The sequence below is a fragment of the Adhaeretor mobilis genome (genome assembly GCF_007741515.1).
Lineage (GTDB): Bacteria > Planctomycetota > Planctomycetia > Pirellulales > Lacipirellulaceae > Adhaeretor > Adhaeretor mobilis.
Genome location: NZ_CP036263.1, coordinates 2,988,075 through 3,009,123 on the forward strand (window position 1 = coordinate 2,988,075; position 21,049 = coordinate 3,009,123).

The 21,049-nt window shown below is 52.2% G+C and carries 14 protein-coding genes; 9 read left to right on the top strand and 5 right to left on the bottom strand.

The features are described from left to right. Window positions 1-462: 462 nt before the first annotated feature. From HG15A2_RS11770 to HG15A2_RS11780, 3 genes are all read left to right on the top strand, one after another. Window positions 463-1,749 (top strand): PEP-CTERM sorting domain-containing protein, encoded by a 1,287-nt coding sequence (locus HG15A2_RS11770; RefSeq protein WP_145060439.1) that lies wholly within the window; start codon window positions 463-465, stop codon window positions 1,747-1,749. 507 nt (window positions 1,750-2,256) lie between these two features. Then, a complete protein-coding gene (locus HG15A2_RS11775) occupies window positions 2,257-2,724 on the top strand; it encodes a hypothetical protein (protein ID WP_145060440.1) in 468 nt (155 codons plus the stop codon). A gap of 18 nt (window positions 2,725-2,742) precedes the next feature. Then, window positions 2,743-3,237: an integrase core domain-containing protein gene (locus tag HG15A2_RS11780; protein ID WP_145060441.1), complete on the top strand. Its 495-nt coding sequence runs from the start codon at window positions 2,743-2,745 to the stop codon at window positions 3,235-3,237. Window positions 3,238-3,535: 298 nt separating this feature from the next. On the opposite strand, the gene HG15A2_RS11785 is transcribed toward HG15A2_RS11780, so the two are convergent. The 3 genes from HG15A2_RS11785 to HG15A2_RS11795 all read right to left on the bottom strand — a co-directional run bounded on the left by HG15A2_RS11785 (window position 3,536) and on the right by HG15A2_RS11795 (window position 9,634). Continuing rightward, on the bottom strand, window positions 3,536-6,523 hold the full coding sequence (locus tag HG15A2_RS11785) for a cellulase family glycosylhydrolase (protein ID WP_145060442.1): 2,988 nt from the start codon (window positions 6,521-6,523) through the stop codon (window positions 3,536-3,538). 31 nt (window positions 6,524-6,554) lie between these two features. Next, window positions 6,555-8,411 (bottom strand): sodium:solute symporter family protein, encoded by a 1,857-nt coding sequence (locus tag HG15A2_RS11790; protein ID WP_145060443.1) that lies wholly within the window; start codon window positions 8,409-8,411, stop codon window positions 6,555-6,557. Window positions 8,412-8,539: 128 nt separating this feature from the next. After that, window positions 8,540-9,634 (bottom strand): glycoside hydrolase family 130 protein, encoded by a 1,095-nt coding sequence (locus tag HG15A2_RS11795; protein WP_145060444.1) that lies wholly within the window; start codon window positions 9,632-9,634, stop codon window positions 8,540-8,542. A 322-nt stretch (window positions 9,635-9,956) separates the two neighbouring features. Here HG15A2_RS11795 and HG15A2_RS11800 point away from each other — a divergent pair, with 322 nt between their 5' ends. Further along, window positions 9,957-11,015 carry a LacI family DNA-binding transcriptional regulator gene (locus HG15A2_RS11800; RefSeq protein WP_218932528.1) on the top strand — a complete coding sequence of 353 codons (1,059 nt, stop codon included), beginning with the start codon at window positions 9,957-9,959 and terminating at the stop codon, window positions 11,013-11,015. 30 nt (window positions 11,016-11,045) lie between these two features. Here HG15A2_RS11800 and HG15A2_RS11805 read toward each other — a convergent pair whose 3' ends face one another. Continuing rightward, window positions 11,046-12,482 (bottom strand): PEP-CTERM sorting domain-containing protein, encoded by a 1,437-nt coding sequence (locus HG15A2_RS11805; protein WP_218931904.1) that lies wholly within the window; start codon window positions 12,480-12,482, stop codon window positions 11,046-11,048. A 557-nt stretch (window positions 12,483-13,039) separates the two neighbouring features. Here HG15A2_RS11805 and HG15A2_RS11810 point away from each other — a divergent pair. The 5 genes from HG15A2_RS11810 to HG15A2_RS11830 all read left to right on the top strand — a co-directional run bounded on the left by HG15A2_RS11810 (window position 13,040) and on the right by HG15A2_RS11830 (window position 18,516). After that, a complete protein-coding gene (locus HG15A2_RS11810; protein ID WP_145060447.1) occupies window positions 13,040-13,723 on the top strand; it encodes a PEP-CTERM sorting domain-containing protein in 684 nt (227 codons plus the stop codon). Window positions 13,724-13,923: 200 nt separating this feature from the next. After that, window positions 13,924-15,051 carry a DUF1559 domain-containing protein gene (locus HG15A2_RS11815; protein WP_145060448.1) on the top strand — a complete coding sequence of 376 codons (1,128 nt, stop codon included), beginning with the start codon at window positions 13,924-13,926 and terminating at the stop codon, window positions 15,049-15,051. Window positions 15,052-15,091: 40 nt separating this feature from the next. Next, complete coding sequence (locus tag HG15A2_RS11820) at window positions 15,092-15,511, top strand: hypothetical protein (protein WP_145060449.1); 420 nt, start codon at window positions 15,092-15,094, stop codon at window positions 15,509-15,511. A gap of 21 nt (window positions 15,512-15,532) precedes the next feature. Then, on the top strand, window positions 15,533-17,506 hold the full coding sequence (locus HG15A2_RS11825; RefSeq protein WP_145060450.1) for a glycoside hydrolase family 113: 1,974 nt from the start codon (window positions 15,533-15,535) through the stop codon (window positions 17,504-17,506). A gap of 98 nt (window positions 17,507-17,604) precedes the next feature. Then, window positions 17,605-18,516 carry a sugar phosphate isomerase/epimerase family protein gene (locus HG15A2_RS11830; RefSeq protein ID WP_145060451.1) on the top strand — a complete coding sequence of 304 codons (912 nt, stop codon included), beginning with the start codon at window positions 17,605-17,607 and terminating at the stop codon, window positions 18,514-18,516. 16 nt (window positions 18,517-18,532) lie between these two features. Here HG15A2_RS11830 and HG15A2_RS11835 read toward each other — a convergent pair whose 3' ends face one another. Beyond that, window positions 18,533-19,825: an ADP-ribosylglycohydrolase family protein gene (locus tag HG15A2_RS11835; protein ID WP_218931905.1), complete on the bottom strand. Its 1,293-nt coding sequence runs from the start codon at window positions 19,823-19,825 to the stop codon at window positions 18,533-18,535. Window positions 19,826-21,049: the final 1,224 nt, after the last annotated feature.

Consider the following 21,049-nt stretch of genomic DNA (forward strand, 5'->3'; position numbering starts at 1 on the left):
CCGAACGGCGCAGTCATCATGATCTTGAGTCCTGAACCTAGTGCCATTCGTTGGTCCAACTTCGGCAGCTTAGAGGAGCCGAATTCTGCTGAGGTGACGGGTACCGCCTCGAGGCTTAGATGGCACCATTCGGCTTGTTCGGCAGTGGTTGCTGCCTACGCTCTTCGCACTGCAGGCGAGCCAGCAACGGCACCGGGTGCCGTTGCTGGCTCGAGTACTGAAACTGCTTGCAGGAAGATTCTCATCTTAAATCGACAGTTACTGGCAACCGACACTCAGGCAATGCAGTATGCTGCGGATTCTCCCTGCGGGCTGTTCGGGATAATTGACAGTGCTTACCCAGTAGTTTAGGTAATAGGTTGGCATCGTCTGTATGGAGCCAAGAGTTCTGCCCAAATCAAGGCGATGATGCTTAGACAGTCCAGTCGTCCTCGTTTTTCATCTTTGAAGGGTTCGTGTCTCATGAAACAACACTACCTAGCACTTGTCGTCGTTACGACAATGGCTTCAACCGCCTATTCTCAAGTCAACGTCTGGCTCGATTTCAATACAGACTGGGTCACCGAGATCAACAAGGCGACCTCGGATGCAGGTCAACCGAATTTTGGTGCGATCGAGCGAAATACGATCCAGAACAATATCTTGTCGCAAGTGCAGTCTATCTACAGCGGCTACAACATTAGCTTCTCGCTAACTGACCCAGGTGGAGTGCGGGACCGTGTGAATTTCGGTACCCCTGTCTCTGGCCCTGGGGCTGGTGTGGGTGTCTTAGGTTTCGCACCGTTACAGGTTGGCAATTTCAGCACAGGTGATGAGATCAACATGGTTCCTCAAAACTTTGCGTTCTTTATTGATCCCAGTGACGGCGACCCCAACGACGTGGGCATCACCCGCCCCGAGCAGATCGCGCAGATCAGCCGCGGCTTCTCGGGAACCGTCGGCCACGAACTGGGCCACTCCCTGGGCCTCAACCACCACCAGGCCTACGGCGACCCCGGCATCATCCCCGCCAACTACCTCAATACCGGCGGGCTGCAGAACCAGCACATCATCGCCACCGGCGACACCGGGCTCGATGAGAACGAAGATCTCGGCCGTGAATCTGTTCGTGGCTTCAACCGCTGGGAGCGCGCCACGCTCGATATCACCGGCGGATTCACCAGCACGCCCGGCCTCGCTGGCCTGTCCCTGGTCAACAGCCCCATCGCCGAAGTCGCTGAGGCAGGCGACGCTGGCGACACCTTTGCCGGTGCCACCCCGATCACCTTCGCCACCGGTGAAAGCTCGGGCATGGAACTCTCCCTCCGGACCGGTGACCTCGACGACGTCACGAACGACATCGACTTCTACTCGTTCACCGTCGGTTCCGCCGGATCGTTGATGGCTGAAGTCTTCAGCGTGAACCTCGAAGCCGACCAGTGGAACTCGTTCGACTCCCTACTCACGCTGTACGATACGGACGGGACCACCGTGCTGGCGACCAGCGACGACCTGTTCTATCAAAACAACAACTTCCTCAGTGGATCGACAACAGCCCTGTCTTTCGATCCCTTCTTGGTCAATATCCCCCTCAGCACGGCGGGGACCTACTATCTCGGCCTCAACGGGGTCGCGGATAACCAAGTGGGCGACCAATACGCCCTGCTGACTGGTTTCGTGGCGATTCCCGAGCCGACTTCGTTGCTCCTGATCGCAGTGGGTGCCACTGCGATGCTGGCACGGAGCCGACGATTTGGAAGCTATGCTTGAGTTTCCAATACCTACCGAGGACACCAATATTGAATTGTGGTGTAGAGAGCCACCCGCTTTCGGGTGGCTCTTTTTTGTACATTTAAGGGCTAGATACGGTCCTCACTATACCGACGCCCTCAAGGTTATGAGGCGCTACTTTTGCCAGCGGGAAACCCTCGAAAACACGGGAATAACAGCACTTTAGCAACAAATCCAACTATTGCAAACTATTGTATTGTGTCGCAAAGAATGTCTTTCTATGGCTGTACGTACAGGATTTAGGAATTCAAAAACCTGTAAGGTACAGGGTCGCCATTCCAGACAGCTAAAGCTTGACCCTTGTAGAAGATCATCGAGAATCAGCAGACACCAGGGGTTCAGAAAGTTTGTCACCCCTGCACTCAATCTCTTAGATAGGGATCCAACTCCGATGCGTGACTGTTTTCATCGCTTTTCTTTCTGTTTGCCCGTGCAGATGAGCAGCTTCTGAGACGCCAGATTCTGTTTTTGAAAGCAGAGCTAGAAATGACCCGCAAGCGGGTCGATAAGCAGCGTATCTTCCTAACCAATGAAGAACGGCAAAGGCTGCTCGAGCTGGGTGACGGCATCGGCTCAGACGTGTTGAAGTTGATCTCTATCGTTCACCCAAGAACCTACCGCAGATGGCTGGAGAGGAGAAGTCAGGGGAAGAAGCCCACGAGGAAGATGGGCAGAAAAGGCACGTCCGAGACTATTCGCCAGATCGTGGTTCGCTTAGCAAGAGAAAATCAGTGGGGGTACGGTCGAATTGTCGGCGAAGTAGGCAAATTGCGAATTCGCTGCTGTGGTCGCACCACCGTACGGACCATCCTCAAAGAAGAAGGGCTCCATCCAGGCCCAAAACGTGGCCCTGGAACGTGGGACGAGTTCCTCAAGATTCATGCTGATACGCTCTGGCAATGTGATTTCTTCTCGAAGATGGTGATGACCGGCACCGGACTTAGGCAGGCCTAGGTCCTAGCCTTCTTGCACGTGAAATCCCGCCGAGTTATCTGCTCACCAGCAACAATCAAGCCTGACGACAAATGGGTAACCGCTCAAGCCGAATCGATGCTGGAGCAAGCTCGTGGAATGGAGCTACCGGTACGTTACCTGGTTCGGGATCTCGACTTCAAATACTCCAAGCGATTCGATCAACTATTCACAGACAACGGGGTCTCGATTGAGCCAACAGCACCCAGGGCACCCAGGGCACCCAATCAAAATGCTTTCGTCGAACGGAGGGTTGGGTCGATCAAGAGTGAGTGTCTCAACCGATTCATCGTCTTTGGACTGGGGCACCTCGACCACATCGTTTCCTCTTATCTGGATTACGATCACCAAGTACGTCCGCATCAGCGGAAGGAGAACAAGCCGCTTCTCGGCATCTGGCCAGAGGTCGATGATCCGCCGAACAATAACGAAGAGATTGTCTGCCACGAGTGGCTTGGCGGCGTGCTGAAACACTACGAACGCAAAGCTGCATGACGAACAATTGTGGACCGAGGCTGTCGCATCGAGATGGGCTGCGGTGTGTTTCCGCGCGCTAGTGACAGATCAATCGTGATTCTTGACAATCCTGTACGCTATGTTGAGTGCCCGGAAATCAACATCGACCGCGAATTGGTGGTTGATATCGTGTGACAAACTTGTTGAACAGGACGCATTTGGACGAGTTGATTCAGCACAGCTCAAGGAGCATAGAGATACTAACAGAGGGAGTGTCACAAAGTTCAAGCACCCACAAACGAATCTCAGGTGGCTTCGCAATACTGGCCTGCCGGATCTAGTCATTCGTGAGCGCATTGTTGTGTTGCTGGATTAGTTCGATGATTTGTTGGTCCGCAAAACCCTTGTCCGTAATATCCATAGGGTCCCAAGATCCTTCGCTCCATAGAAATGCTTCAGTGATGGGATTGGTCGCAGTCGGGTGGGCTAGGAACTCTAGCAATGCTTGATGAAACTCGACTCTGAATCGGCTCATGGCCTCGGAGGCCCAAGGATTCTTCTGCGGTTCGTCGCTGCCGTGCCAGGGCGTTCTTGCGGCTTCTGCGGACGTGCTTGCTAGTCCACCCTCGGTTCCCCCGCCGATCCCCACTTCAGAAAAATGAAGCGGCGTCGTGAGTGGTACCTTCGCGCCATTGTCACTCATCTCTGCCAAGAAGGTCTTAACTGCTCGGGCAAAGTCGCTCGGCTGGATAGGCAAATCGAACCAACGGTAGTTCGACATTCCCACAAAGTCGCAGTCGTTGACGAGCAGCTGTGCCTCTTCGCGCTGTTTGGAGGTCAACTCTTGCTTGTTGGCGGCATTATTGAAATTAAAGCTGACACCAACCTTCAAGTCCTGCAGGCGAGTATCGCTGCGGAGATGCTGCATCATCTTTCGATAGGAAGCGGGATGCGCGAACACGCTTTGTCCCATTTCACCGGCAAGGGCTAAGTCGATCTGCATACCTGGTTTGACTGTCTTCTCTAGAGCGTCTGCGATTGAGCCTATCACCGCGTCCTGATAAGAGAATCCCTCATACTCAGTGAGTGGATCGAACTCGAATCGATTACGCCAATCGTAGATTTCCCCACCCGCATTCAAATGAGCCAGAACCGATACATCCATGTCGAGCGCAGCGGCTTCGGCAAACACTCCCTGCAGCGAGAAGCGAAACGCAGCTAGCGACTCTTGCGTAAGGCGACTGTACTCTCTCTTGCGGTTGACAGTCCCAAAGCTGATTACCTCGCGTTGCTCATTGATGTCGCAAAACAGCGTGACCACTAGATTGACATGCTTGCACCCCAGCTCTGCCGCTCTTCGTACATACTTCATCCCCTCGAAATGGTGAGGCTTATGAAACATGAGAATCGAAGGGTTGAGCTGGGCACCATGGCGGACCTTTTTGCTGGGACCAGCAAGAGATTTCCGACCCTCAGAGTATTGGATCTCAACTCGAGAGAGCTGGATCGAGGAGAGGTCTTCTTCCGGCTGACCCGACCCAGCAGATCTGCTGAATCTTAGAAATCGCGGCCTCGCTCCGTCAAACTTCCCAGACAGCAGCAGTGGTTTGAGGTATCCGTAGTCGCCACCCTCAACAGCCCTTGTTCGCCGCCGCACTTTGCATGGTGAAAATTGCTTTCCCTCTGCAGAGCATGCGACTTCCAGATCAATGCTCTCTCCACTGTGATAGAGCATCAACTGCCACCGGTCGATTGGGCCCTCACAGTGATATTCAATCGAGCTGCCAGGTGAAAGTGTCAGGCGGTGGGCGTCCTCTTGAGTTTTACGAGCGTCAGTACTCAATTGTTTCAACTCTCCTTGCGGATTGCTTAGCTGATTCAAGTCCTGATATTCATCGATCAGCGTTTGACGAAGCACGCTAACCGGACCAATCGCATCACACGGTGGCGAACTGCCAGCTTCGTTTCGAGCAACTACGCGGTAGAAATAAGCCTCACCGACTTTGGCAGTTCGATCGTTGAACAGAGGGCGATACTGAACCGCCGCATCAGAGATGCCCTGACCTACAACTTTCCAGGGACCTTCCCCGGAAACCGCTCTGTGAATGTTATAGCTCGACGCGCCGGCAGAGCCTTGCCAGGTAATTTTACTCACGTCACTCGTCGGCAAAAGTTTTGGTGCATCCGGCTTGCTGAATTCAGGAACTGGCAGGCCGCGTATTTCGAACGCCTTGTTTCGCGTGAGTTGGAGAAGTTCACGTTCTTGGTACCGCTCTCCCGAACTGAAACCGGGCCAGTGATATGCTTTGTAATGATCACCGCCAGAGGGCTCAGAGTGCCAGTAGAAGCCGCCGTCACGGTTGTGAAACCGCAAACTCCAATGCAGTCCGCCAGAGATGCCCCGCTCGACGATCGTGTTCATGACTCTTCTCAACTCTTTCGTGGGAGCAAAGCCAAATTCGCCCACAAAGTAGGGCTTGCGGCCGGCAATCTTCTCATGCGCCACAACGATCGCTTTGACGTAGTCTTTGTCGGTGTTTGGATAATGGTGCGTGGTGATGACGTCGATATTGGGATCGTCGAGCGATTCTTGCCGCACGCCGTGCAACGCGTAGCCATCTATGAGCAAGTGCTTCGAGTCGATGCTCTTGATAAACGCGCTGATACGACGTGTCCACGCAGGTGGGCTATCAAGTTCATTGCCGGTTTCCCAGGCAAAGATCGCAGGGTCGTCCTTGTAGGCCACGCCAGTAAGCGTGTTTACGCGGTTGAGCGTAAAGCGGATTGTCTCCTCAAAGTCAGCAATAACTTGTTCATCGGTCCAGAAGTCGTCGGGCTCTTTGCCACGGAATCCTGCGTACTCAGCGCGTCCTCCCCACCAGTGCCAATTATCCACCAGCGGGAGAATGACTCGCACGCCCTTTTCATTGGCAATCTGCAGCACCTTATCGAGGGTTCGAAAGGCCTCCTCATTGAACTGCCCGGGTCCCTCGACGAAAACGTGCTCACCTTGGTCAGAACCTTCGCGTCTGACGCTAAGCACATACATGCGTGTGACTTGCCCCCCCATTTGCCGGATGGACTCAAGTGCGTCAGCGATCTCAAACTCGTTGGGCCAACGCCACGGATTGGGGTCAGCAAACGAGAAGTTGTCTTCAACTAGATGGAGATTGGGGATGTTGAACGACATAAATCGAAACTGTTGATCTCCTTCGTACAGCTGATCACCCTTAGCTGTAATGAAGTGCTTCAGCTGAGATTCGACTGCCCAACACGAACTTATGGCAAGTAGCACTGTGAATAGCAGTGTCGATAGAATTCTCATGAAATAGAACCTCTTTTTGCGTATGCCAGAGTTACTTCGAGGCCGCGGATTCTTGCCCTTCTGCGACTAAGTCAGCAGGGTAGTCCTCCAATTTGTCGTACCAATTGAACTTGAGTACGGTGGATGTCATTGCAATGACACACAGCGTCACTAGCAGTGAGTCATAGTCTTGCAGAACCAGATAGATGCCTGCTGCGGTAAGCGCCGTATGCCAGACCATGCCAATCACGACGTTCGTTGCGTCGCGTGAGAACGAATCATTCGCAGTGACTGCGGGATTGTCTTGAACGACGAGGTTATGGACAGGTTTCCAGAAGCCCCAAGGGCGGACCTTCAAGTAGAAATTCTTGAGGATAGCCATGTCGTCAGGGGGAGTTAACAAGCTTCCCGCCACGCATCCAACAACTGAGAGGGTGAGAATCCATGGGAAACTATAGAGTGCTGTGAGGTCTGGCATGAGACGTGGAACAATAATTGCGGCCACGATGCCTGCCACCATTCCCCAAAAGTAGCCGTAGCTGTTGAATCGCCACCAATACCATTTTAAGAAGTTTGCCGCTGTGTAGCCGCCATAGAGTGCTGCTACGATCCATTGCACGATATCATTGAGCGACTTAGTGTAAAAGCCGATTGCCGTCCCAATCAATACTACTGCGATCGAGACGATATAGCTCATCCAGACGTACTGTTTGTCGGTTGCATCCGGATTGATGTATCGCTTGTAGATATCGTTGACAACGTACGCAGGCGCTGCGTTGACAGTGGCAGCATAAGTTGACATGAAAGCTGCCAGTAGGGCAGAGATCAGCAGTCCCAGAAGTCCAGTTGGAATGAATTCCTTCATTGCCAGCGGCAGCACGAGTTCAAAATCGACATCGCTCCCCATGGCAGAGAGTTCGTCGGAAAAATGAGCGATGGCAAGAATCGTGAGTCCTGTGATCAGCATGTACCGCGGAATGAGCAGGACTAGGTTGACTAACCCGCTCATGAGGGCCGCCTCGCGAGGGGTCTTCGCGGAAAGCACGCGCTGCATGTCGTAGTTAGGGGCGGGACCTGCCATGCTTTGCAGAGTGCCCTTGAAGAGCATGAGCATGAAAAAGAGGGTGAAGAGTTCCCAACCATCATCAGAGATCTTCGCTTGCGCTTCTTGCATGAGCCCCGACCAATCAAGTTCGAGCTTCCAGCCGAAGAAGATATTCCCCCACCCCTCGGGGACCATGGTTTTCAGTAGTTCAGGAGAAACCTCCTGCATGGCTATTATGCCCACCCAGACACAAGCGGCTGTCATGATGAAGAACTGGAGAACTTCAGTAAACACAACGCTAAACATGCCGCCTTTGACAACGTAAATAGTCGTTAAGGCGGTGATAATCAGGCCGTAGAGATTGGCATTCGCGGCTTGGTCCTCAGTCAAATTCGGAAGGAATTCCCCAGCGAATTTGCCGATGCCGACAAACCCATAAGCAAGAAAGCCAATCACATTGATGAGTGCAAAAACGACGACGATAAGGTGGGCCAACTGAGCCCCGCGTCCGTCGCCGAAACGAAGACGGATCCAGGCGGCTCCTGTCATGACACCTGATCGCCTCAACCAGATCGAGAGGAACACCATCATGAAGACCTGGTTAAACGATGGCCACAACCAGGGGATCCAGACGCTCTTCAGACCGTAAATAAACAGTAGGTAAACCATCCACATGGTTCCGCTGATATCGAACATCCCCGATGCGTTGGAGAGCCCAAGCATGTACCAAGGAATCGAGTTGCCACCCAAGAAGTAGCTGTCGATACTCTTCGAAGCCCGCTTCGAAATCCAGAAACCAATGCCGATTGTGGCTGCGAGATAGGAGACAATGATCGCTATGTCGATCGGGGCGAGCTTAAGCATTGTTCACCAGAGAGATCACTTTGCCATGCGTCTGGATAGAGAAGTTGAAGCGACCAAATTTTTGTGGCGACTGCAGGATTGATAAAGCTGCGAGTGTTTCAAGTCGACCTGCATGCAACGATTGTTGACTAGAAAACGACGGAGTTCTCTTTCGTATAGTTGACAAGTTCGCTTAGATGGGCGTAAGCGAGACAGGTTGAGGTGTCGGCTGCGCCGTAGTAGACCGCTAGTTGGTCTTTTTCCTGATCGCACAAGGCTGCGACTGGGAAAACGACATTCGGCACGTGGCCGTAGACTTCATAGTCTGCCTCAGGAGCAAGCAATATCTGAGAACAGCGTGCGATCACCTTCCAAGGTTGTTCGAGGTCCAGAAGTGCGGAGCCCATGTGGTAGACAAACCCGTTGCAGGTGTCCATTACTCCGTGGAAGATCATGAGCCAACCTTCGTCGGTTTCGATAGGAATGGGACCAGCACCAATTTTTGTTCGCTGCCACCAAATGCCCTGTTCGTCTCCACCTCGCCGCATGACTTCCCGATGCTTGCCCCAGTGACACATGTCGGGGCTTTGGCTGAGGAAGATGTCACCGAAGGGCGTGTGGCCGTCATCACTCGGACGGCTGAGCATCATGTACTTGCCGTCGATCTTACGTGGAAAGAGCACGCCATTACGATTGAATGGTAGAAAGGCGTTCTCAAGTCGCGTAAAAGTCTCGAAGTCTGTCGTGGTGGCAATGCTGATAGTCGGACCGTTGTGACCACCGCACCAAGTGACATAGTAGCGGTCATCAATCCAACACACGCGGGGGTCGTAAGCGTAGTCGGCAACGGCGGCTGGTTTGGAGTCTAACGTTTCATCAGCATTTGTTTCAAATACAACCGGCTTGGGTTCGATGTGCCAATCGACTCCGTTCTCGCTCCAGCCGGTATGTAAGCGGGGAAACCTTGTGCGATCTTCCAGGCGGAACACACCCGCGAAGCCGTCTCCATAAGGCACCACAGCGCTGTTGTAGATACCCAGCACATTGGGAATGGGCTGCCGGCCGATGACAGGATTGGTTGTATGCCGCCATACGATATCGCTGGAACCGGCTGGGCGTTGCTGCCAGGGAATCTGCACGCCGCTCACCTGCCCAGGGGCTGAGCTTTTCGTCTTCAAGTCTCCGCTAGGAGTGATAAACGAAGCTCCGTTTGGGGACTCGTCGGTAGGTGTTGAATTTGGCATGTCTTAACTCTCCACGAAGCGGCGATAAAACGGTAAGCCACTCATGCAATAGTTGTTTATAGAGTCAGTCTCAACGAGCCGGGCAGACTGGTCCGCTTCATAGGTCGTTGGAGAACAAGTAGATCACTGGCCCGGCGATCCTCTCTGTTTTTTGACTAGCGATATTTGCATTGTATCATGCATAAAGACCGTGCTCAAGTATTTGACCAACTTCTTTGGTTGTATGTTCGGCTCTAGCACACAATTGTCATCTGGGAGTTTCTGCCTGATGATTGTGGTATGGATTTCAAGTGAGTTTGCCCCACGCCCGAAGGTTATCAATATGTCAGGCTCTTCCGCTCCCAGATTGAAAGATGTTGCCGCTGCGGCCAACGTGTCGCTTAGCGCCGCGTCTAGAATACTACGGGGGGAGCGTGGCCGTTTTGGTGAAGAAACCTGCCAAAGGGTTCTAGAGGCTGCTCAGCAGTTGGGCTGGCGACGCAATCTACTCGTCAATGGCATGCAAACGGGGCGAACCAAGACTATCGGTGTCATGATCCCGCCCTATGATTCGTTCTGGGTCGATGTCCTAGCGGGTATCCATATGGTGCTCGCCTCTGCCGACTACCTGCCGATTACCGTTTGGGTGGGCGACTGCCAGGAGATGCCTCACTTCGAGAAGGACGAAGCTCAGGGCATGAAGCAAATCAACCGCTTGCTCGATCGACGAGTCGACGGACTAATACTCTGGCCATCATTTGCGGTTGCCTATTATCATCACTTCAAGGAATTAATCGAGAGCCGAGTGCCTGTGGTGGTTATTGATCACGAGTTCTCTGATGAGCAAATCGCCGACTCGATTGAAACCGACGAGTTGCGAAGTGCTCGTGCTGTAGCGGAGCATCTGATTTCGCTTGGCCATGAGAATATTGCCTGCTTCTCATCTCGCGAAACGGATTGGCAAGCCTGGGCTATCAGGCGTCGAGTTTCCTTTGAAACGGCAGTTGCTGACCTCAAAGGTGCCGAGGTAAAGAGCTGGCGACTCAATCAATGGGGCACCAATGGCCCGGAAGTGGCAGAAGAGATACTCAGTCAAGAGCCACGACCTACAGCCGTATTCACAGTGACCGATCACGAGGCTCTGTTTGTTTATGAAGCCGCAGCAAAGCTGGGTCTCCGTATCCCCGAGGATCTTTCAGTGGTCGGATTTGCCGACCTCGATTTCTCAGCCACGCTGCAGCCTCCCTTATCAACTGTGAGGCAACGTCCCAAAGAAATCGGTCGCCGTGCAGGCCAGTTGATATTAGATCGGCTCGACGGCGATTTTAGCGAGAGCTCTCCGACAACTATTCGAGTCAGCGCGGAACTCATCGTGCGTGGCTCGACGGCATCTCGCGGCTGACTTTGGCTTGGAAAATTCGCCGCCACCAGCCTATCGATTGCGACGACGTAGGAGCACCATTCCAAGCGATAGCAGCAACAGCGAAGAAGGCTCTGGCACGGCACTGGAAGTCGCGCCGCTCGAGGGACCATTCATCCCGTAATTAGTTTGCCAGTCTGCTAGGCTTCCAACGCCATTGTCGGTCTGCCACAGCAGAAAGTCCGCACCGTCGACTGTTCCACTGCCATCGAAGTCTCCGGCAAGTCCCGTGCTTTCAAAGCTAAGAATACGGAAATTGTCGATGAAGAAGTCGACTGCATCATCTGCATTGGTCGCCAAGGCAAAGCGGAAGTAGTTGCCCGCTGCCAGGCCAGTATCCGCCAGGGTCATGCCTCCGGCTGTGAACTCATTCATGCCGATTTCAATCGTGATCGTGTTCTCAGCATTCGCTAACGGATCACCGGCTTGTTTCGGAGGGGACTGGAAGAAGTTGCCTGACTCATCTGAAATGTTCACAAACAAGCTAAGAAAGCTGGGGCTCGCCAAGTTCATCTGGTCTTCTGGAAAAGTCACGTCAAAGGCAAGCTTTTCAGCTCCGTTGATGTCAGAAATAAGCTCGTTGATGCGAGCCTGGTTCGCCGGATCACCCTCTGTTGGATCGCTATTTAGTTCGAATTGGCTGCCCCAAGTAAAACCACTTGAGGGGCTCACAACGGTAAGCGACGAGGAGCCATCGGTTGCACCAAGCGTGCCAATAGAACGGGTGTGCTGATGCGGCTGATCAGTGAAGCCGTCAGCCCATCCTTCTAATTGCTCGTTGACACCCGGAGTTCCCAGGTCGTCGGGGGTTTCCCAAGAGAAGAGCGTTTTCTCGACAAAGGTTGGTATCTCTGAGAAGCGGATATTGTCGACGTAATAGCTAAAGTTGCCGGTGCCAAAGATATCGCTGTTAGTGCTAATGCCGAAATTATAAAAGGTGGATGCTTGGGCAATGGGAAGTTGGCTCATCGGTACGGTTACGTTCACGGTACCATTGGTTACGCCCGGAGTAGCATTGCCGGCACCAAAAACTTCTTGGAAACCATCGTCACTATTTGCGAACACACCTAGCTGCATGAAGTTGCCGCCACTTCCAAAATTGGTCCAACTATTCGCATCGAAAGTAACATCAAAGTCCAATGAGTAGATTGAAGGATCTCCGGCAACTTGATTGAAAGCGTCGTAGAGTGCGCCCGAACCAGGCAAGTCGACTTGTACGTCGCGACCAAAGCCTGGCCCGGTAACCACCTGCATTGAATTCGAACCATCGGTGGCATTTCCCAAGAATTGTGCGTGGGAAATGTAGTCTGAATCGGCGCCCCCTTGAGGGAGCCAGCCTTCGAGTCCAGTCTCAAAGGAATAGAGCGGAATCGTCGCTTGGGCAGAGCTGTAAGGACTTGCGGAAACTACAGATAGGCAAACGCAAAGAGCACTGATTGAGTGTCGCATGGAGTTCTCCCTCATAGGAATACCGAGGAGTAGCCTAGATGTGTTGGGAAATAGCTTCAAGAGAAGTAGAAAAACACATAGTTCGGCTTGGTAAAGTAGTTGCACTATAGTTGTGAATGTCTGACAAGTCCAGCGTTTAGTCGATTTTATTCGCTTCTGATTTCAAATCTGAATTCGCCCGACTTCCAAATTGTATTCGCTTGCTGAAGTCACGGGGGTTCTTGTTGGAAACGCTACCAGCCGAATTATCCACGGCAATATCAAGGGCATTTCTAGCGTCGAGGTCGCTACAGGATTGCGAGAGTGTTCGCGAGATTCGGGGCACTCTGTGTACTATCCGCGCACCGTGATTGCTATTTACTAGTTTCTCCGAATCTTCGCTAGAATTAGTTGACGGAAGGACTGTGGTCATTACAATACGAGGAGTGCTCAAGTATTTGAGCACATACTTTTCAAAGGTTATTGTGGGCCACCTTGGTACTAATGCCTGTCTCGGTGATCAAAACCATTCGTGCTTCAGAAGCTTTTCCTGTTTCCTGTTTTCGGAGGGAGTTCTCATGAGTTTGTTTAAGAGTTTCAAGCGATTCTCGGTTCTGCAGCGGGTCGCTACCTTGGGTGTGCTGACTGCTAGTCTTGCCATAGGACCTTTTGTCTCGGCTGCCGTCATCAACGACTTCGACAGCGATCTCGAATCGTGGAGATTCGACTTCGGTGGAACCGCACCCCCTAGTGGAATCGTTCATGATCCTGCAGAAGGGTCGCCCGGAAACGCGCCTGGGGCAGCTCGTTTGACTTTCGGATTCCCCGGCGGTGGCATCGCATTTACAGGCGATGTGTTTGGTTCAGAAACTGATCTCACTGGCAGCACTGCGATTGCCTTTGATGTAAAAATTGCTGGCGCCTCTTCGCAGGACGCTTTCGGCAACTATGGCTTCGCACAGTTCGTGTCGCGCGAAACAGATGGCTACAACTGGGGCAGCCAGTCAGGTTTTAATCTCTCAGGCCCTACTGATGAGTGGCAAACGATCACAATCCCAACCACCGCAAATGGTGGTATGGATATGACGGCAACTCGTGCCTTTACCCTGCAGATTTATGGTGGACCAAGCCAGAACATCCCCGGCCCGGTTGCGATCTGGCTAGACAACGTTCGCACAGTTCCGATTCCAGAGCCAACCGCTATAGTACTACTTGGGTTGGCTGGAGTTGGTATTGCCTTGCAACGGCGACGCGATAGCTAACCTTTAGGGCGAGACGATGTGCTGAGAAACCCCTGCTGCTAACCTGAACGCAAGCCTGTTGCTTCAGGTTAGCAGCACTTGGGATTGATTTTGAATTCTGCTGATGATTTCAGCACGACTGCGATGGGGCAGACCGCAGCGTGCCGTCCATTATCTCAGCGCAGACCGAGTATTAGAGAAACCTACAAGGAGAGGACCAGATGAGAATTATTCCATTGCTGAAATCTCCGCGCCCAAGCAACAAACGGCATTGGCAGCCATCTGGGAAATCGCGAGCTTTCACACTTGTTGAACTGCTCGTTGTTATCGCCATCATAGGCGTCTTGGTTGGACTATTACTGCCAGCCGTGCAAGCCGCTAGGGAAGCAGCTCGTCGGATTTCGTGCACAAACAATCTCCGCAATGTGGCCCTCGGTGTTCTGAATTACCACGATAGTTTTGAACGCTTTCCAGTGCCCGCATCAGTACGACCTAACAGCAACGATTCGGTACTTACCGATAAACGACTGTTCAAGAACTGGGCCATTGAGATACTGCCTTATCTGGAGCAGCAGTCTCTGTTTGATCGCTTCCAGATCGATGACACAACTCGCGTCTCAGATGCTATCAATGAAGAAGCTCGTGGCACCGAACTTAGCTTGATGCTTTGCCCCAGTGACCAAGGCCAGGGAAATCTATTTCAAGGTACTTCTGGGAATTGGGCGCGGGGCAATTACGCCATGAACGCGTATCAGTTCTGGGGCAATAGTTTCATTTCTAAAGCGGCTCGTGGTGAGCAAGATCATCCGGTCACAGAATTCCTAGATCAGAACCTTGGTATGGGTGGGGTGGGTGGACCTGACATGAGCATCGCCAAGATTCAGGATGGCACTACTAACACGATCATGCTATCGGAGTTGCGAGTCGGCTTAGGGCAGTCAGATCGACGTGGTGTATGGGCGATGGGCATGTGCGGGTCAAACTATCACTGCCGCCATGCCTCGTTACCAATAAATAGTTGTGGCGGTTTCGACGACGATGTTTACGAATTCAGTGAAGTGATTGCAGAAGTAGGAGCGGAAACACTTGCGGCACAGTGCATGAGCGCTGACCCAGGGGTAAACGCTAGCGGGCAATCCGTTGTGCGAAGTCAGCACCCCGGCGGTGCGCATGCGGCTCTAGTGGACGGTAGCGTCCGATTCCTTAGCGATTTTATCGAGACTGGCGAACTCTCAATCGCCGGTTTTATAGGCGAAGGTGCCAACGACCTCGATCCAGAAGTATTCGGCGTATGGCCCCGGCTTAATGTCTCATCCGACGGGTTTCTCATAGATTCGGGTGCTCTATAGGCCATGTCCACAAATTCAAGCCTGCAAGAAAACGGAACACATGTCTGTACGATTGAGCCTCCTTGCCACTTTCCTGCTCACTATTGCGTGTATTGGATGTGGCTCTGACTCTCCCTTTGACTATGTCGATGCGAAAGGGGCAGTTACTTACGAAGACGGCTCCAAGATACCAGTCGGGGGAATCGAGCTTCGTTTCTACGCTATGAACCCTCCAGAAGCCGGTGGCGCAAAACCGCGACCAGCTATTGCGCATACGGATGCCGAAGGGAAGTTTGACCTTGTAACGAGCTATAAGTATGGCGATGGCTTGATTCCTGGGAAGCATCGCGTGGCTATAATGGAAGCCGTAGGCGAGGACAAGAAACCTCTCATCCCGAAAGACTACTCCAACCCACGCCAGACACCTCTGGTGGTTGATACGGCTGAGCTTCCTTTCCAGATAAAAGTTCCTAAGCCTTGACCAACCTAGTGGTAAGACCAAATGTCGCCTAACTGTCATAGATTGTCGATATCTCGACTGCTGCTAGCGCTGTGTACTTTGCATTTGGGGCAACTAGCTTCCGCTGGCGACCCTGCAGTGTACGAGCCTGGTGTCGATCCGGGCGTCGGATTCAATCTTGTTTCCTGGGGAAATTTTGGCAACGGCACACAAGTCTGGGAAAACGCGGTTCAGTCGGCCTACGATGCGGGCTTCGATGAAGTGTCGCTTAGCCCGATTCGCTTCTACACACCCGGTTCCGGCTCGATCGCCACTACCTCCAGTAGTGGGCCAGAACTTAGTCACGTTGCTGCCGGAGTGGTACGGGCCAAGTCGCTCGGCATGCGCGTAACAGTCAACCCGTTTGTTGAGCCCGTCGGCTTTAGCGGTTGGAGAGGACTCTACAACCCGACTCCAGGCAGTGCCGAGTCGAACACTTTTTGGAATGACTACCAGCAATACATTACCGACGTGGCTACCATGGCGCAAACCAATGGTGCGGACTCGCTCACTGTAGGCACCGAACTACGAGGACTCACTCGCAATTCAGGTAACAATGCGAATTGGACCTCTGTCATCAACTCAGCCAATACGGCATTCAGTGGGTCGATCGGATACGCCGCTAACTGGGACAACTACCACCACCCCAATGTAGCGAGCACCATTTGGGATCACTCAGCAATAGACTACGTGGGCATTGACTCTTACTTCACGAACCTCCTTACCAACTCTCAAGCCGACGCTTCCGGGAGCTATCCCGACGCAGGCTTTATTTCTACCGTTGAGAGTGCCTGGAACAACAAGCTCGACAACGAAATATTGCCTTTTGCTTCGTCGCTTCAGTCAGGTTCTGGATTACCCGTAGAGTTCACAGAGGTGGGCTACCTGCCCCGCAACCGTACCACTGTGAATCCTCAGAACGGTAGCGGAGCATTGAACCAAGACGAACAGAACATGGCGTTTGAGGGTCTTATGCGAGCCCTTGATGGGCGATTGGCAAGCGGCGAATTCCTGGCGACACACATCTGGCAATGGGACATGCAAGGGTCCGGGGGAAGCAGCTGGAATATGAATCCCAACGGTGGGAATCAACCCACGAACCAACAGACCGCTCAGTGGCTATCCGACTTTGTTGGTGGCACCCTCACCGACCATGGCGATCCTCCAGACCATGCTACCCAAGTTCTCTATAGCTTCGAGAATGGTGTGGATGGTTTCTACTATCCGAACTTCGAAACGCAGCCTGCGAGTACTCTCTTGCAAGCAACTTCAACGGGCGCTACTCACGAATCTCACAGCTTGGCAATCACGAAGCCCACAGCACCTTGGACCTGGGATGCTCGGGTCGAAATGGGCGGAGAGCAACTGCAAACCCTGCAGGATGCGCTCAATGACGACATTGATAAATACGTTTTGGAAATGGATGTAACTTATGTGGCCAGCGACCTTCCCGTTGGGTTGGCAGACCTGAACTTGCACGTCTCTTTAGAGACAGACCTCGACGATTGGAATCAGGCCTTCCCCTACGCTGATATTGATAGCCCAGTGGACCAACTCTTCGAAGTCGAAATTCCGCTGAGTGATTTTAACCTGAGTGCCGGCATAGCGTGGGCGAATCTTCATCTTGGATTTGCTGGTGTCTTTTCGGGCGATGCCACTTTCTACATTGATCGCATTGCCCTTACCGACACTACTTTCGTTGCAGAGGATGCAGATTTTAATGAAGATGGCGAAGTCGACGGAGAAGATTTTCTTTTATGGCAGCGTGGTTCAGGAACGGAATCTGGTGCTGCACTGGCTCAAGGTGATGCCAATGGCGATGGCACTGTCGATGCTCTCGATCTCGCGGTCTGGCAAAGCCAATACGGTCAGGCTTCCTCATCTGTAAGCTCTCTATTGAGTGTGCCCGAACCGACCTCGTATTGGCTACTTTTCTGTGCTTGCTCAGTTCTGTGCAGGGTCAGAAAGTCCAGCTAGCGCCCCCCTGCTTTTGGTCTCCCTGGCTTTCGAAAGGTTCAATAATCGCCTTGCCTTTCTTCCGACCAGTCGCACTATCAATGCTGTATTCTCCCAGCATGCCGACTCGATTACTAACAATCGTACTGCTGTTGGCCTCTTGCCCGTTTGTGTTTTTCCAGATGGCGTATGCCGAACCTAACGTTGAGCGTGATGTCAACCTCTACGCTAAAGACAACTTAGTCGCTTGGTGCATCGTGCCCTACGACAACCAAGATCGCACTCCTGCAGAACGGACTCAAATGCTGCAAGAACTGGGCTTCCGTTCGCTGGCGTGGGACTGGCGGCATGAGCATCTCAGCTTGCTCGACAGTGAGATATTGCTGCTTCGAAAAGCACGCATCAAGCTGAAAGCGGTCTGGTGCTGGATCGATGGTAGGTCAAAGAGTGGGCTTGGCGAAGCGAACGAGCAAGTGCTCGCGAGTTTGGAAAGAACAGGGACGAAAACAGAAATTTGGGTGAGCTTCGCCGCTCCTTTCTTCGCAGGTTTGAGCGACGAAGAGAAAGTCGCGAAAGGAGCCGAAATGGTTGCGGCCTTACGAAAGAAAACAAAAGCTATCGGGTGCCGTGTGTCTCTCTACAATCACGGCGACTGGTTCGGCGAACCACGTAACATGGTCAAGGTTCTTCGATATCTGAAAGTGGGCGATGTCGGGCTGGTGTACAACTTTCATCACGCACATTCGCAATTGAAGGATTACCAATCTAACCTAGCCCTTATGATGCCCTACCTTCGCACGGTGAATCTCAACGGAATGCGGTCTGAGGGCCCCAAGATAATCCGGTTAGGCTCAGGCGATCTTGAAGGGACGATGATGAGACAACTCAAAGAAGCGGGTTTCAAAGGTCATATTGGCATATTGGGACACGTCGAAGAGGCCGACGTGAAAGATGTTCTTACCGAGAATCTCTCGGGGATGAAGAAGCTGCTCCGGCGAATGGGAGAAGCTGAGGCATTATCGACTTACTAGTGCCTCTAACTGATAATTATTCGAAACTCACAACTTGGGGATATTTCTCGCGATCACTGAGAAGCAGCAAGAGCTCAACCCAGTCGTCTAGAGACACATCATAATCTTCGGCGAGCTGTTTGCTGACGGGTTGTTGCAAGTGATTAGGAAATAGCTGAACCCCATGTAGGGCACCTACGAACGCGCCTAGCAATTGCGCTGCCGAATCGGTGTCATGGCCGAAATCGAGCACGAGAGCCATCGCTGCTAGTGGATCGTAGTCGCAGAATTCTATCGCCGAGAATACTAGTGCAAGGACAAAATGAGCTTCCCAATAGTATTTCGCCTGGCCTTCATTCTCTAAAATTTCGAATAGGCTATTCGGCTTTCCTTTGGCTCGAACAAACGCATTGTGCGAGAAATCAAGCCAAAGAGTGATTGGACGGGAAGCGTAGGGTACGTCAATGTACCGGTAGGGGTCGGTAGCCTTCATGGAATTGGTAATGGCTTGCCAAGCAGTTTTTCTACTTTGTAAGTCCGTTGGCGTATTTTGCTGCAGCGCGACAGCTAACCCAGCCACGATGGCTGAGTTAATGTCTTTGGCTGTCCCCGTGTCAAAGAAACTCAAGGCATAGCAGGCACGATAGGCCTCTTCAGGCTTTCCGGCATAGAGGGCAGCCACAGGCAACATGGTCATTTGCCCACAACATGTAGGAATGCCAGCCCAAATGCGATCTGTAGGTGCCGCAATTCTGAGGTCGCGACTCCCTAGAACCCAATGGGCTGATTTCCAATATTCCCGCAACGATTCTTCGCAGAGATCGCGATAGTTGGCTCGTTTCGTGATCGCCTCAGTGTCAATAAATTCCAGATATGCCCGGGCCAAATCTTTTTCGGCAACTGGTAATCGATTCTCTTGCATCGCCTTTTGCAAAGCATTCATCAAAACCATTTTTTGGCGAGTATCATCGGTAATCGTGCCCGAGGCAGCTGACGATTGCCATTGGCCATATGCTTCTGGTTCGGGGCGCAATTTTTGATAACTCTGCAATTGAAGTGATTTGCTCATTCGAGACAGATCATCGACAGACAAAGCCCGATCCGCCGACCAGGAGCGATAGCCAGGCATCATAGCTGCAACAGCTTCAGATTTCTGAAACTCGATGGGACCACCAAGAGCATCGCCTATCGCTGAACCGAGAAGCAGCCCTTTTACCTTATCGCCATTTATCCGGCTAGTTGTAGAGACGAGCCTCGGGGTTTCACCACCCATGACATGCTTATCGGACGACCATGTCTGATCAATACCAATCAGCATTGAAGCTATCATAAATTGCCGCCTAGATGTTCTCGATTGCAACATTCGCTCCCAGTTAATTCCAGGTAGTAGCTCACACTTTTTCGCGAATGAACCGGTGTGATCCGATTCTATAAATGCCAACCGACATTGTAACGTTTCATTGTCTTCGTAGTAGCTCTCCGATAACGAGGACTTGCTGCTCGAATCACCTTCACCGCAATTGTCTATTAAATTCATTATCGATTTTCTCCACGGGGGAAACTGGCAAACGTCTCTACCCAAAAGGTCACGTGAGGCTTTTCCAGTACCGCGCTATCTAGGGATCAAAAGGGGGAAATACATGGCCAGTTGCAAGTGCAAGGAACCCATCTAATCAGTTCGTCAGATGAAGTCATTCAGTTGACAGGTGCTGCCACGCATGGGCTGTGGCCTGCTCCCCAAAACCTAGTCCAGAGAATTTTTTGAAAATGGCGATACCGTCGAGTCAGCAGCCAGAGGCTGGAACGCTCAGGTCATTCGGTTGACCGTTAATGCCTCGAGGAAGCCTATCTTAACAGTCCCGAACTGAAGCCCGATGACTTTGACGAGATGATTTTTGCGATAGCCGACAGTTGCGTTGCCAATGGGTTGTACTGCATCGCTTTGATAAAGTTCGTAGACGCTGGACAACGAACCATGAGTTTACTCTCCTCACTCAACAAGCAGAGCCAATCTGGGGCATTCGAGCTGCTGTCCGACTTGCCGAAGCCGTATTTCCAAATCGCACCCTCACGGGGGAGCGCGGATAGAAACCATTTGGTGTAGACCAGCGTTTTGCCAGTTGCTTATCGCTCCCTCATCTGGAACGCGGTTGGAAAAGCATTAACTGGCGCAAGCTGCGAAGGCCGATGCATCGCCTCCTTGTAGGAGGCGGGGATGGACTTGCCTGTCACAGGATAGCATAGGGTTGGGGCGATTGCCCCACGACGGCAAGCTCGGGGCCATTCCATGAAACTCGAATTCGAACCGGGTGCCTCGAGGTTATGAGGCACTTCAAAAAACGTTCAAAAAACCTTGTATTTCTCGACGTTTATAGTGATTCTACCCCCAGGATACACTATTGCAAGTGATTGCATCCGTGATCAGAACAACTCTTGTATTTCAGTCTTTTCGTAAATCGCTACAGTTTTATTTCTGTCAGTGACAGAAACAGAAGTTTTGCTAAAGGCGAAGCAAAGTGGTGATTGACGACAAACTTATTGAACACGAGGGCTG

Coding starts and splice junctions, on each gene's coding strand:
- HG15A2_RS11830 (WP_145060451.1), top strand. CDS start 17,605: ATGCCGACTCGATTACTAACAATCGTACTGCTGTTGGCCTCTTGCCCG.
- HG15A2_RS11785 (WP_145060442.1), bottom strand. CDS start 6,523: ATGAGAATTCTATCGACACTGCTATTCACAGTGCTACTTGCCATAAGT.
- HG15A2_RS11770 (WP_145060439.1), top strand. CDS start 463: ATGAAACAACACTACCTAGCACTTGTCGTCGTTACGACAATGGCTTCA.
- HG15A2_RS11795 (WP_145060444.1), bottom strand. CDS start 9,634: ATGCCAAATTCAACACCTACCGACGAGTCCCCAAACGGAGCTTCGTTT.
- HG15A2_RS11800 (WP_218932528.1), top strand. CDS start 9,957: ATGTCAGGCTCTTCCGCTCCCAGATTGAAAGATGTTGCCGCTGCGGCC.
- HG15A2_RS11825 (WP_145060450.1), top strand. CDS start 15,533: ATGTCGCCTAACTGTCATAGATTGTCGATATCTCGACTGCTGCTAGCG.
- HG15A2_RS11805 (WP_218931904.1), bottom strand. CDS start 12,482: ATGCGACACTCAATCAGTGCTCTTTGCGTTTGCCTATCTGTAGTTTCC.
- HG15A2_RS11775 (WP_145060440.1), top strand. CDS start 2,257: ATGACCCGCAAGCGGGTCGATAAGCAGCGTATCTTCCTAACCAATGAA.
- HG15A2_RS11790 (WP_145060443.1), bottom strand. CDS start 8,411: ATGCTTAAGCTCGCCCCGATCGACATAGCGATCATTGTCTCCTATCTC.
- HG15A2_RS11815 (WP_145060448.1), top strand. CDS start 13,924: ATGAGAATTATTCCATTGCTGAAATCTCCGCGCCCAAGCAACAAACGG.
- HG15A2_RS11810 (WP_145060447.1), top strand. CDS start 13,040: ATGAGTTTGTTTAAGAGTTTCAAGCGATTCTCGGTTCTGCAGCGGGTC.
- HG15A2_RS11820 (WP_145060449.1), top strand. CDS start 15,092: ATGTCTGTACGATTGAGCCTCCTTGCCACTTTCCTGCTCACTATTGCG.
- HG15A2_RS11835 (WP_218931905.1), bottom strand. CDS start 19,825: ATGATAGCTTCAATGCTGATTGGTATTGATCAGACATGGTCGTCCGAT.